Annotated in this window: 11 protein-coding genes and 1 pseudogene; 8 read left to right on the plus strand and 4 right to left on the minus strand. The window is 59.6% G+C overall.

Annotation, left to right across the window (positions count from 1 at the left end; translation table 11 throughout):
- Nucleotides 1-44: 44 nt before the first annotated feature.
- The 3 genes and pseudogenes from AC07ZE_RS18505 to AC07ZE_RS18515 form a co-directional block, all read right to left on the minus strand.
- Nucleotides 45-1640, minus strand: a complete 1596-nt coding sequence (locus tag AC07ZE_RS18505; protein WP_207266113.1) for a DHA2 family efflux MFS transporter permease subunit — start codon at nucleotides 1638-1640, stop codon at nucleotides 45-47.
- Nucleotides 1637-2521, minus strand: a pseudogene (locus AC07ZE_RS18510) (HlyD family secretion protein); the annotation flags it as partial. The gene AC07ZE_RS18505 and the pseudogene AC07ZE_RS18510, both read right to left, overlap by 4 nt.
- A gap of 258 nt (nucleotides 2522-2779) precedes the next feature.
- Nucleotides 2780-3685 carry a LysR family transcriptional regulator gene (locus tag AC07ZE_RS18515; RefSeq protein ID WP_207266114.1) on the minus strand — a complete coding sequence of 302 codons (906 nt, stop codon included), beginning with the start codon at nucleotides 3683-3685 and terminating at the stop codon, nucleotides 2780-2782.
- A 119-nt stretch (nucleotides 3686-3804) separates the two neighbouring features.
- Between AC07ZE_RS18515 and AC07ZE_RS18520 the strand changes: the two genes are divergently transcribed.
- Nucleotides 3805-4647 (plus strand): type 1 glutamine amidotransferase domain-containing protein, encoded by an 843-nt coding sequence (locus AC07ZE_RS18520; protein WP_207266115.1) that lies wholly within the window; start codon nucleotides 3805-3807, stop codon nucleotides 4645-4647.
- Nucleotides 4648-4715: 68 nt separating this feature from the next.
- Here AC07ZE_RS18520 and AC07ZE_RS18525 read toward each other — a convergent pair whose 3' ends face one another.
- Complete coding sequence (locus AC07ZE_RS18525) at nucleotides 4716-5396, minus strand: GntR family transcriptional regulator (protein ID WP_207266116.1); 681 nt, start codon at nucleotides 5394-5396, stop codon at nucleotides 4716-4718.
- Between the two features lie 193 nt (nucleotides 5397-5589).
- Here AC07ZE_RS18525 and AC07ZE_RS18530 point away from each other — a divergent pair, with 193 nt between their 5' ends.
- From AC07ZE_RS18530 to AC07ZE_RS18560, 7 genes are all read left to right on the plus strand, one after another.
- Complete coding sequence (locus tag AC07ZE_RS18530; protein WP_207266117.1) at nucleotides 5590-6390, plus strand: shikimate dehydrogenase family protein; 801 nt, start codon at nucleotides 5590-5592, stop codon at nucleotides 6388-6390.
- Between the two features lie 30 nt (nucleotides 6391-6420).
- Entirely contained in the window at nucleotides 6421-7113 is a 693-nt protein-coding gene (locus AC07ZE_RS18535; protein ID WP_207266118.1) for an SDR family NAD(P)-dependent oxidoreductase, read from the plus strand.
- 128 nt (nucleotides 7114-7241) lie between these two features.
- Complete coding sequence (locus AC07ZE_RS18540) at nucleotides 7242-8333, plus strand: glycerol dehydrogenase (RefSeq protein ID WP_207266119.1); 1092 nt, start codon at nucleotides 7242-7244, stop codon at nucleotides 8331-8333.
- A 104-nt stretch (nucleotides 8334-8437) separates the two neighbouring features.
- Nucleotides 8438-9325: a transketolase gene (locus AC07ZE_RS18545; RefSeq protein ID WP_207266120.1), complete on the plus strand. Its 888-nt coding sequence runs from the start codon at nucleotides 8438-8440 to the stop codon at nucleotides 9323-9325.
- Nucleotides 9326-9327: 2 nt separating this feature from the next.
- A complete protein-coding gene (locus AC07ZE_RS18550; RefSeq protein ID WP_207266121.1) occupies nucleotides 9328-10308 on the plus strand; it encodes a transketolase family protein in 981 nt (326 codons plus the stop codon).
- Between the two features lie 205 nt (nucleotides 10309-10513).
- Nucleotides 10514-11824 carry an MFS transporter gene (locus tag AC07ZE_RS18555; protein ID WP_207266122.1) on the plus strand — a complete coding sequence of 437 codons (1311 nt, stop codon included), beginning with the start codon at nucleotides 10514-10516 and terminating at the stop codon, nucleotides 11822-11824.
- A gap of 179 nt (nucleotides 11825-12003) precedes the next feature.
- A complete protein-coding gene (locus AC07ZE_RS18560; RefSeq protein WP_207266123.1) occupies nucleotides 12004-13311 on the plus strand; it encodes an OprD family porin in 1308 nt (435 codons plus the stop codon).
- Nucleotides 13312-13453 lie beyond the last annotated feature (142 nt).

Here is a 13453-nt window from a genome sequence, read left to right on the forward strand (position 1 = left end):
CGTAATTCTCGGTTGAGCTCCCACAAGGGAAGTCGGTACCGGTTTTACAGCACCGCGCCCATGGCACGCGCTTTCGCCCGTCGCGCAAATGCGATCTTGATGGCCACCAGCATGGGCGCGGCGACGGCGAACAGCAGGGTCACGGCGAAGAATGCCGAGTCGAAGGCAATCACCGTGGCCTGCCCTGAAACAGCCCGTCCGAGAAGACTCGCCGCCCCGCGACCTGCAGCCAATGCGTCCATGCCTTTGCCCATCAACATCGCGGTGGTGGTGGTGGTCAGGCGTTCGATCACCGTGGCCGCCCCCGGGGTGACATGGGTGCCGAGGATCGAGACGTTGGCGGCGACGTTGTGCTCGATCAGTGTCTGCAGCCCGGCGACGCCCATCAGGCCACCCAACTGGCGACCGGTATTGAACAGGCCTATGCCGCCGGCGAGGTTGCGGCTGTTGAGATCGCTGAACGCGATCAGGGTGATCGACAGAAACAGGAAGCCCAGGCCCAGGCCGCGCAACAGGATGGCGGCCATCATGTCGTCCGCGCCGCTTTCACTGGTGGAGCCGGAAAGCATCCACATCGCAATCATGATCATCAGGATGCCGAAGGGCACGGTAGCGAACGGCGCCACCCGACGGACTTGAAACAGAAAGGCGGCAACCAGCAATGCGCCGATGAACAGCGCGCCACTGGGCAACAACAGCAGGCCGGCCTCGGTGGGCGTGAAGCCAAGGACCGACAACGCGAAGGCCGGGATCAGGAACGCACTGCCGAACAACGCGGCACCGGCGACAAAACTGACGATCAACGCGAAGGAAAAATCGCTGGACTGGAACAGGGTGAAGTCGAGCAGGCCCTGCCCCTTGGCCAACACTTGTTGACCAAAAAATGCCAGCAGCGTGGCGACCCCGATCACGCTCAGCCAGAGGATGCGCGGCTCCTCGAACCAGTCCCAGCGTTCGCCCTGGCTGAAGACGCAGGTGAGGCTGAACAGGCTGGTGGAGATCAGTGAGACGCCGATCCAGTCGAATGGACGCCGGACTTGCGCGGGCATCGAGCTGTCGACCATCAGCAGAAGTCCGCCAGACGCCAGCGCCACCGGCACGACGCTGAGGAAGATCCAGGTCCAGTCCTGGCTGTCGATCAACCAGCCTTGCAGCGCCGGGGCGAGTGTCGCGGGCGCAACCACCGAGCCCATGGCGAATAGAGCCTGAAGGATCGGCTGACGGGATGGCGCAAAGGCGAAAAAGATCACTGCCTGGCCGCCGACCAGCAAGGTGCCGCCGGCGAAGCCCTGAAGGATGCGCAGCGCGATCAGCACGTCCAGCCGCGCGGTGATGGCGGCCAAGGCGCAGGCCAGGCCCATGAGCAGGACGGCGCCGATGATCACGCGACGCGGATCGAAGCGGCTCAGCAGCCAGGCGGCGGTGATGAAGCCGATCAGCTTGAAGGCGGTGTAGCCGACATCCAGCCAGGCGAACTCATCGGGCGTGGCATAAGTGTCGCCGAGGATGTCGCTGCGCCCCAGGGCCAGCACAGTGCTGGCAATCGCTTCCGTCAGCGCCGCCAGCACGATGCCCACCATGAGCAGCAGGCCAGTCGTGGTACTGGCGTGGCTGCGCACGGTCGCGGCCAGCGTGTTCATGACCCTTCCCCTTGCGCTACGACCCTTTGCTCAACGTCGCCTTGCGCCACATCAACCCGTGCCGACAGACCGGGCACGATGCGCCCCGGCAACGGGTTTTGCACCAGGCGGATCTTGACCGGCACGCGCTGCACGACCCGCACAAAGTTGCCGGTGGCGTTGTCGGCCGGGAGCAGGCTGAACGCCGAGCCGCTGCCCGGTGCGAAGCTGTCGACCCTCCCTTCAAGGGCGGTGTCGGGGTAGCCGTCGACGGTAATGCGCACGCGCTGGCCGGGGCGGATGTGTTCGAGCTGGGTTTCCTTGAAGTTGGCCACGACCCACACGTCATGGACCGGCACGATATCGAGCAAGGCCACGCCCGGTGTCACATAGCGGCCGATGCGCACCTGACGGTTGCCGATCACGCCATCCACCGGCGCGCGGACCACGGTGCTGTCGAGGTCGATCTGCGCCAGATCCCGCGCGGCCTGGGCCTGGGCAACGGTTGCAACGGCCGCTTCGCGCTGGGCCACCAGCACGGCGATGCGTTGTTGTTGCGCGTCAACCGTGGCCGAGGCAGCAGACACCGACGACTCAGCTCTCGAGCGAGCCTCGTCGCTTTCATCGACCAACGCCTGGCTGACCGCGTTGCTGACAATCAGTTTGCGGCTGCGATCGTGGGTCTTGGTTGCCAGATTCATCCTGGCCACGGCTGAACGTCGCTGGGCTGCGGCTTCGCGAATCAGGGCGCGCTGCAACTGGGTTTGCGCATCGACGTCAGCCAGGCGCGCCCTGGCGGCGCTGACATTGGCCTCGGCTTGCGCCAGTTTTGCGCGGTAGTCGCGATCGTCGATGCGAAACAGCACATCCCCGGCACGTACGCTCTGGTTGTCCTCAACCTCTGGGTCGTTTTCTGCCTCCCACGACCGGCAGAGAACGGCCAGAAGTAGCCTTTCGTGATGGCGGAAAACGTCCGGACCAGGTTGTTGTCCTTCACCATCGCTCAAGGGAATCTGAAACCGGCAAAAGTGGCTTCATATAAAACGCTCAGCATTCAAATCAGTTTGACGCAAGAAAGCCAATCCGGAGTGTTTCAGCACCAACACAACCGGACCAGGAAGTTCGATCGCTCACCCGCTTGGGTGTCCAGTCGATGAAGCTCAGGATTGAGTCTTAACTAAAATGAAGTCGATCAGTGCTCTGGATGCGGCTGATAACTGCCGGTGAGGCGGATAGATAATCGAGAATGGCCTGCTGCGTCCACTCAACTGCGCAAGGATCTCTACCAACTCTCCGCGCAGCACCCTTTCGCGGATGATGAAGTCATAGGTCTGGCAGATCCCCAAACCGCTGAGTGCCAGTGAAACGATTCCGAGGACATCATCCGACACCACGACATTGGCTTGCGGCACCCACTCCAGGTTTTTCCCGTCGAGACAGAACAACCAGGGCCCTATCTTGCCGCTGCTGGGCATGATGAACGGCAAGCAAATGTGTTCCCTCAACATCTCCAGTGTCTCTGGAACACCGGCGCGGGCCAGGTAATCAGGAGACGCGACCAGCGACAAACGCGCATCTTCAAGCTTGCGTCCGACCAGTCCACTGTCGGGCAACGGCCCCAAACGAATCGCCAGGTCATAGCCCTCGGCAACCAGGTCAACGTTGCGATTGGTAATACTCAGTTCTACTTGGACTGCAGGGTATTGCCGGGCAAATGCGCTGAGCAGCGGCGGCAGACGGTGATGCCCATAGGTGGTCGGTACGCTCATCCGCACCCGGCCACTCAACTCACCCTCCTGGCCACGAATGGTTCGTTCGGCCTCCTCGATCTGTGTAAACGCCAGTCGGGTCTGTTCCAGGTACAACCTGCCGGCGTCTGTCAGGCTGAGCCGACGGGTGGTACGTCGCAACAGCTGCACGCCAAGGCGCGACTCCAGCCTGGTCAACGCCCGGCTGAGCACCGACGGTGTGGTCGCCAGCGCCACGGCAGCTGCGCTGACAGTGCCCTGCTCCACCACACAGATGAAGGCTTCCACATCTCCAAGATGGTCAAATTTACGCGGCATTATTGCTTCTCGAGTCCAAATGAATTCCTCTGGAGGTGGTTTATCGCCATATAACACGCCAATAGAGTGTCCTGCCAAGGGGCGACGACTGTTCGCCTGACTGTTCCCGGACTCCCGACATGAAGACATTGACCCGTATTGCCCTGACCACAGCCCTGATCGGCACCAGCCTGACGGCGAGCGCCGGCAACGTGCTTGTGGTGCTTTCCGATTCGGCCACCCTCGATTTGAAAGGAGGCAAGGTTTTCTCGACCGGCTTTTACCTGAACGAGCTATTGCAACCGGTGAAAATGCTGCTCGACGCCGGCCATCACGTTACCTTCGCGACGCCGAACGGTAAGGTTCCTACCGTGGACAAGACGTCTATCGACAAAATGTACTTCAACAACGATGAAGCCCTGCTGGAGACCTACAAGCTTCTACTCGACCAGTTGAAACTGACCGTAGCGCAGCAATCACCGGTCATCAGTCTCGCCAAGGTGGAGCAGATCGGTTACGCGCATTTCGATGCGGTCTACATTCCCGGTGGTCATGCGCCAATGCAGGATCTGCTGCACAGCCGGGCCCTGGGTCGCTTGCTGGTGGACTTCCATGCTCAAGGCAAGACCACCGCCCTCGTCTGCCATGGCCCAATCGCCCTGTTGTCGACCTTGCCCGATGCGCAGGACTTCACCCGACGACTCCAGGCTGCGAAGCCGATGAGGGCCAGTACCGACTGGATCTATGCGGGCTACAAGATGACCGTTATCAGCAACAAGGAAGAGGAAGCGGCCAAAAGTCTGCTCAAGGGTGGCGAGATGAAGTTCTACCCGCAAACCGCGCTGGAGAAAGCCGGCGGGTCGTACAGCAGTAACACGGCAAACTGGACGTCCCATGTCATCGTCGATCGCGAGTTGATCACAGGCCAGAATCCAGCCTCGGCCACCGAAGTCGGCGAGGTGTTGCTTGATCGGCTGAAATAACGCGCCTGCTGTGCATGGCTAAAACGATATCGCCCGACACTCCCATGGGGAACTCGGGCGACAGGGCTTCACGCCTCGGCGAGGTTTTCCTTCTGCTCCAGCCATTCGATCATCAGCTCGCCCCAGGCAATGTCGGCTTGCATGGCCCCTTTGGCCTTGTCCGAATCCCGGTTGCGCAAGGCCTCCAGTACTTCGAAATGCTTGTGTTTGGAGCTGGCAAGTTCGCGCTTGGGCACTTCTGCGTGGAAACGGCTCAACAGCGGTCCCATGATGACCCACATGTTCTCCAGGGTCTTGGCCACGACAGGCATGCGCGCAGCGGAAATCAACCCGAAGTGGAATTCCCGATTGAGCAACGCGGCCTGCTTGTGGTCGACGGCTACCGCTTTCTGGAAGGCATCCTGAATGGCTTCGAGCTTCTCCAGTTCCGGCAGCGTTACCCGAAGGGCGGCCATGCCCGCGGCCTCGCCTTCCAGCAGATGCCGTATCAACTGGATTTCCCGTAACTGGCTGACCGTCAGCTCCGGGACATATATCGAGGTCGCGGCTTTCATGTCCAGGGCATGGTCGCTGACCAGGCGGAAAATCGCTTCACGCACCGGGGTAATCGACACCCCGAACTCTTCGGCCAGTGCGCTGATCCGCAAACGGTCCCCGGGTTGATACTGACCGTCCATCAGCGCGGTGCGGATGATGGCGTAGACCCGTTCGCTCAAATTGCCTTTATCGATGGGCTTATGCACTGTCACGGTGGTTCGTTCTCCATGTCAAAAAGGGTGCGCCCACCGGATAGATAGAGACGACAGCGGCCGGCGGCGAATATAACGCATCATACATCATGACCTTTTCATCGCGCTGTATTCGAGACGCAGTCTTGGTGTTGACGCATGGACAGATCAAGGATATATCATACATCACAACAAATTCACCAAGGAACCTCCAATGCCTATCAGCGGTAAAACACGGGTCGTGGTCCATCTCACCTATCCCGCCAAGCACCTGCGCACCCCTGAGTTTTTCAACCCGCTACTGGAGCGCGTGGGATATGACGGCGTGCTGGTGCCCTGGGAAGTTTCGCCGGCTAACCTGGCCAGTGCGTGGGAAGGCTTGCGCGGTATAGAGAATCTGGCGGGGGTGATCGTCACCGTGCCTCACAAGCTTGAAGTGGCGAAGTTGTGTGATGAACTCAAAGGTACGGCACGTCTGCTGAACGTGTGCAACGTCGCCAGGCGTCTGCCCGACGGGCGTTTCAGCGGGCGCATGTTCGATGGCGACGGCTTCGTTGCCGGTCTGAAAAAGCAGGGCCATGACTTGCGAGATAAGCGCGTGTTGCTGCTCGGTGCGGGCGGTGCCGCCACAGGTATCGCCCACGCGTTGCTGGCCGAAGACATCCAGGAACTGGTGATCAGCAATCGCACACCGGCCAAGGCTGAAGACTTGGTGCTTGAACTGCGGCACATGTTCCCTGCCCGCCGGATCAATGCCGGTCCCACCGACGCCACTGGCTTTAATGTGGTGATCAACGGCACCGCGCTGGGCCTCAAGGCTGATGATCCCCTGCCACTACCGATCGACACCCTGGCCCCCGGCACGGTGGTCGGCGAAGTGGTGATGAACCCGGATATCACGCCTTTGCTCAGCGCTGCCGCCGAGCGCGGCTGCGTCATTCACAAAGGTGCCCACATGATCACCGGACAGATCGATTTGCTGGCCGAGTTCCTGTTTGCGCAATGCGGCGCTTGACTCGCCTTTGATCCATCTGGAGGAAACACCATGAAAAAAACCGCAATCGTTACCGGCGGTGGTTCGGGCATCGGCCTGGCCACCGCACAACGCCTGCTCGCTGATGACTATGAGGTATTCACTGTCGGCCTCGGTGAGCCCGAGCAACGGGTGCCAGGCATTCATTACCAGGAACTGGACGTCACCGACGATGAAGCGGTGAACGGCTTCTTCGCGCAGTTCGAACGCGTCGATGCGATCGTCAACGCCGCCGGCATAATCGATCACAACCGCGAGTGGGCGCTTGATGGCTTCAGTCGCGTGATGGACGTGAACCTGACCGCCGTGTTGCGCATCACCAACGCCGCCCTGCCCGGTTTGAAAGCGGCACGCGGCGCGGTGGTGAACTTCGCCTCGATGTGGGGCATTTTCGGCTCGGCGAAAACCCCGGCCTATGCGTCGAGCAAAGCTGCCATCAGCGAATTGACGCGTTGCATGGCCGTGGCCTGGGCCACCGATGGCGTACGCGCCAATGCCGTGGCACCGGGCTGGATCCTGACCAATCTCTCGCGCCGGGCATTCGAAGACCCGGTACGCTCGGAAAGCATCATGGCGCGCATTCCTCTGAAAACCTGGGGCGAGCCGGAGGATGTGGCCAACGTAATCGCCTTCCTGGTCTCAGATAACGCGCGGTATGTGACGGGCACTACATTGCCTGTAGACGGCGGATATTCGATCGCCTGAGGTTAGCTCGTCGATTGGGGACTTGACCGCCTAAAAACATGATATATCATGCATCACAATAAAACCGAGCGCCTGGCACCCTGTCGGCAGGCCCCAAATAACAATAAGCAGTAGACGTGAGGTAAAGAATGAATCTGGTTTTCGGTTCACCCGGAAGATACGTCCAGGGCACTGAAGTACTCGCTCAAGCGGGTACTTTTCTGGCGCACTGTGGTCGCCAGGCCCTGGTGGTCATCGACAGTTATGTATTGGGCTTGATTCGGTCGCGGCTCGATGACACCTGTGCGCAAGCAGACATCCAGTTGCACTACATCACCTTTGATGGCGAAATCACCGCCGACGGCATCGCCGACCTGAGAAACACCGCCGCAACCATCGCGTTCGACATGATCCTGGCCGTCGGTGGCGGCAAATGCATCGATGCCGGTAAAGCCCTCGCCCACAGCTCGGGGCATGCACTGATCACCATGCCCACCGTGGCCTCCAATGACGCTCCCACCTCAAAAAACTACGTGGTCTACGACGCCCGGCATCAGTTGAGCGAAGTCGGTCACCTGCTCGTCAGTCCGCGCTACGTGCTGGTGGATACCGGTTTGATTGCCCAGGCACCGCGCCAATTCTTGTTGGCCGGTATTGCCGATGCCTTGACCAAAAAATTCGAAGCCGAACAGTGCTTCAAGTCAGGCGGCGTCAATATGTTCGGCGCTCGTCCGGCGTTGTCGGGGTTGGCCCTGGCCCGCGAGTGCTATCAGGTCATACGGCAATACGCTGAACCGGCACTGGCCCAGGCCGGCACCGGCGAGGTGACGCAGGCTTTCGATCACTTGATCGAAGCGGTGTTGTTGATGAGCGGCCTGGGGTTTGAAAGCGGCGGTCTGTCGATCGCCCACGCGATGACACGCGGCCTGTCGAAAATCCCCGGTGCACAGCAACAGGTCCACGGTTGGCAAGTGGCGTACGGCCTGCTGGTGCAGCTTGTACTGGAGGACCGCGACGCCGTACTCATGGGCGATCTGTTGAGTTTCTATCAACGCATCGGACTGCCACGCAACCTTGCCGAGCTGGGTGTGTCGAGCTTCGACGATGAGCTGCTGATGCAGGTGGCCGAACCCACGCTCAAAGCCCCACACGCCCGCAACTTCGCCTCGGTATCCGGCGGCCCGCTGACCTGCGCCGAACTGATCGCCGCGATGCGCGCACTGGAGGGCCTGGCCCATTGAGTGCTCCCTGATAACACCTTGAACACACAACCGTCCGGTTGAAGTTCACCCCCCACCACTGAGATTCAACTTCAGCAATTTCATGCCTGTGATTGGAGGTAGAGATGTCTACACCCCGCGAAACCCTCGAACAGTGGAAAGCCAGCAATTTTGTGCCGTCCGCCGAGACCGTCAAGAAGCTCAAGGACCGGGCGAAATTCGTTCGCCTGGAAACCATCCGCCTGATCGAAATCGCCAAGACCGGCCACTACACCTCGGTTTTTTCCGCCGCCGAACTGTTCTCGGCGCTGTACTACGACGTGATGACGATCCGTCCCGAAGAGCCGAAATGGCCAGGCCGCGACCGCTTCCTGATGGGCAAGGGCCACGCCGCCGTAGGTCAGTTCCCGATCCTGGCTGACCTGGGGGTGTTCCCCAAGGAATGGCTCGATGAATACACCCGCCTGGGCAGCCCTCTGGGCGATCACCCTGACATGCGCAAAGTGCCCGGCATCGACTTCTCCTCCGGCTCCATCGGCCACGCCCTCTCCGGTGGCCTGGGCATGTGCCTGGCCCAGCGTTTCACCGGCGAAGTCTATGACGTTTTCGTCATGCTCGGAGACGGCGAAATGCAGGAAGGCCAGGTCTGGGAAGCGGCCATGAGCGCCGCACACCACAACGCCAAACATTTGATCGCGATTGTCGACCGCAACGGTTTCCAACTCGACGGACAGGTGGACGACGTGATCGGCATCGAACCGCTGGACGAAAAATGGCGGGCATTCGGCTGGGAAGTGCATGTGATCGACGGGCACAACATCGCCGAAGTGACCGAAACCTTGCGCCGGGTGAAGGCCGACGAACGTCGTGAGAAACCGGTCTGCATCATCGCCAAGACCGTCAAGGGCAAAGGCGTCTCCTATATGGAGACCGAGCCGGGCTGGCACCTTGGTTACCTTGACCCGGAAGACGCTAAACGCGCTATCGCTGAAATTGAAGCCATGGAGATCTGAACATGAACGCCCCTCTTTCCCCCAATTCCTGGCAGTACCGTGGCCTCAATGCACTCAATCCGGGCCTGTCGTACCTGTCTGATGCACTGATTGAACTGACCCAAGCCGGCTATCCGGTGATGGCCGGTTCGGCTGACTTGCAGTACTCCAACGGCCTGAACAAGTTCGCCAGCCAGTACCCCGAGCGTTACCTGCAATTCGGCATCTCGGAACAGAACATGGTCACCGCCGCAGCCGGCCTGGCCACCTGTGGCGTGATGCCGTTCGTGGCGACATTTGCTTCGTTCCTCGGCCTGTTGTGCTGCGAACAGATCCGTATGGACGTCGCGTATTCGGCGCAACCGGTGCGTCTGATTGGACACCACACCGGTATTTCCCTGGGCTTCTACGGTACCTCGCACCACGCCACAGAAGACATCGCCACCATGCGTTCGATTGCCGATCTGGCCGTCGTTTCGCCGGCGGATGGTGCGCAACTGGTCGCGGCGATCAAGGCCTCCGCTACCTATGACAAACCGGTGTATTTCCGCATTGGTCGCGGTCGCGACCCGATCGTTTACGAGGACGGTGTTGTCTTCGAATTCGGCAAGGCCCATGAGCACATCGAGGGTGAAGAACTGACCATCATCGCCTGTGGCATCACTGTGCATGCGGCGTTGGCGGCGGCTCGCAAAATGAACGCCGAGGGACGTTCCGTGGGCGTGATCGACATGGCGTCGATCAAGCCGATCGACCGTGATGCCATCCTGCGCGCTGCTGCTCGCAGCAAACGCATGATGACCGTAGAGGAGCACAACGTTCTCGGAGGTCTCGGCGCTGCGGTTGCAGAAGTGCTGTCAGACGAAGGCATCGGCGTCAAGCTCAGGCGCCACGGCATCTACGACGAATACAGCTTGATCGCCCCGCCGACGCACTTGTACGAACACTACAAGCTCGATGCCGCCGGCATCGAAGAAGTCGCGCTGGCGCACATCAACGCCTGATATCCACCGTGCCCCTGCAGGAACAAGCCTGCTCGCGAGAGTGATATGTCCGTCAACATCAATGTTGAAGACAAGCCGGATCGCCACAACGCTCGTTCCTACAGGGGATTTTTGCTGGATTGGAGACCTCGTTTTTTAGCAAACCTTACGCAACCCATCGTTACCCACCACATACCGTGGTTCATGAAACATCTCGGAGCCAACAATGAATAATATTACCGAGACCATACCCGACGTCTCGATCGGGCAGGCCAAAACAACCCGTACATCACTGCGCAGAAAGTCATTGATGGCCACCGGCGTGGGAAACTTGCTTGAATGGTTCGACTGGACGATCTACACCGTTGCTTCGGTCTACATCGCCGCGGCACTTTTCGATAAAAGCAACGCCACCTCTGCCTTGCTCAATACCTTGGCCGTGTTTGCAGCCGGTTTTCTGTTGAGACCTCTCGGCGGCATCTGCTTCGGCATCCTCGCCGATAAGCTGGGGCGCCGCACGGTGCTAATGAGTACTATGCTGCTAATGGCCAGTGCCAGCCTCCTGATTGCCTTTATTCCTTCCTATGACGCCATCGGCAGCTGGGCTTCGGCGCTATTGTTGCTGGCCCGACTGGCGCAAGGTTTTGCCCATGGCGGCGAGACCACCACCTCCTATGCCTACATCGCCGAAATCGCCCCGCCGAAACGCCGTGGACTTTGGTCAAGCACAGTGTTTATCGCAGTTGGTTGCGGATCGTTACTGGCAACGTTCTACATGGCGCTGCTGACGTCACTGCTGTCTGTCAGTGAAATGCAGGAATGGGGCTGGCGCATTCCGTTCGCCTCCGGTGGTCTGTTGGCCGTCTTCGCGTTGTGGTTGCGCCGCAACATGATGGAAAGCGAGCACAGTCCAAGCGCCGCGGGTGTCTCACCCGAGTCGGCCTGGAGTCGCGGCAAAATCATTCAACATGGCATCCGGTTGTTTCTCTATGAAGCCGGCGCCACGTTGACCTACTACACCTGGGTCACGTCGGCGTCGATCTACGCCATCAGCATCAAAGGCATGGACCCGCGCAGTGCGTTCACCATGAGTTGCATTGCGCAGCTCATCTACCTGATGTTCCTGCCGATCTCGGGCTGGCTCTCCGATCTGTGGGGACGCAAGATTTCCGCACTGATCTCCTTGCTCGGGATTGCCGCCACGCTGTTCCCGCTGTGGAGCCTGATTTCCAGTGAGCCGTGGACCTTGATGGTGACGCAAACCGCAGGCTTGTTGTTGGTGGGCTTTATCACCGGCTGCAAACCGGCTTCGATCTCCGAACAGATCCCGACCCGCTATCGCACCCGTATGTTCGGCGTGTGCATTTCTCTTGGAGTCGCGGTGTTCGGTGGCACAGCCTCGTACCTGACAACCTGGCTGTACTCGGAAAACATTGGCTGGATGTTCAACATTTATCTGATCGTGGTGGCCATCATCGCCAGTGCCGTGGTGTTGATGTGGAAGAACAATCACGGCCTGCCAATCGACAAAATCTGAACTGCTTCGGTCATTTCATAAAAAAGCCCGTCCCGAACGCACCCTTTGGTCTTGGGAACGGGCTTGCCTGTCGCTACTCCAACCGCCCAACACACAACGCTCATTACCGGCATCCGCGACTGCGGGGGCCCCCGTTCATCTGCTCCCAACTTCAAACTACAAAAAAAGGGTCGATACAAATGAAAGGAAATAAAACAGCTGTCACTTTCGCGCTGGGCGCTATTGCACTAACCACCCAGGCACATGCGGACTTCCTGAGTGACAGCAAGGCCAACCTGGGCCTGAAGAACTTCTACTTCAATAATGACAACCGCGACGGCAGCGCCGCCCCTTCGAAAACCGAGGAGTGGGCGCAGGGTTTCATGCTCGACTACAAGTCGGGCTACACCGACGGCCAGCTCGGTTTTGGCGTCGACGCGCTGGGGCTACTCGGCGTGACGCTGGACAGTGGCAAGGGGCGTCACGTCGGCAGCAGCATGATTCCGTCCGACAGCGATAACAGTGCCGTCGATGAATGGAGCCGCCTGGGCCTGACTGGAAAAGCCAGAATCTCAAAAACCGAACTGCGCCTGGGCGCGCTGCTGCCGAAGCTGCCGATCCTGGTGGCGAATGACGGCCGCCTGTTGCCGCAAACCTTCGAAGGCGGCCAGTTGAGCTCTGGCGAGTTCAAGGACCTGACCTTGATCGGTGGGCGGATCGAACATGCCACCGGTCGGGGCTCCAGCGATCAGACCGGCCTGGCGGCCTTGGGTGGTGCGCGCGAAAGCAACCAGTTCGACTTCGCCGGCGGCGACTGGAAAGTCACCAAGGACCTGACCGCGCAGTACTATTACGCCCACCTGGACGACTATTACTTGCAACAGTTTTTCGGACTGATCCACGTATTACCGATCGCGGAAGGTCAATCGCTGAAAACCGACCTGCGCTACTTCAAGACGGATTCGTCGGGTGAAAACAGCGACGGCACGTCGGGCTACCGGATCAGCGGTTACACCCAGGGCAATGATGGCGAGATCGACAACAAGACCTGGAGTGCCACGCTGATTTACACCCTGAGTGGTCATGCCGTCACCGCAGGTTACCAAAGCGTGTCAAGCGGCAGTAACTTCAGTCAGCTCAATCAAGGCGCGCTGCCAAACAAGGGTGCTGGCGGCTCCAGTCTGTACCTGTACACCGACCGCCTGATTCAATCCTTCACTCGTGCCGGCGAACGCACCGCGTTCGGTCAGTATGCCTATGACTTCGTCGCCCTCGGCGTGCCCGGCCTGAAAGCCTCGGTTATGTACCTCAGCGGCGACAACATCAAGACAACGACCGGCTCGAATCAGAAGGAGTGGGAACGGGACATCAGTCTCGACTACGCGCTGCAGTCCGGTCCCCTCAAGGGGCTTGGATTTGGCTGGCGTAACGGCAAATCAAACAGCGAGGCGTCCCGCAATCAGGAGCAGAATCGCTTGATCGTGAGCTATAGCATACCGCTACTATAACCACTCGATTTCGACAGGCAGTAGTCGGACAATAGCTGCCTGTCAAATTTGTCAGAAACTCTGGTTCACACTTTCCATTATGCGTGTCGCACCATGGTCTGGAATTCTCTACTAAACCAGGATTTTTTCAGCCACTTGTCTA

Source organism: Pseudomonas sp. GW101-3H06 (genome assembly GCF_059424605.1).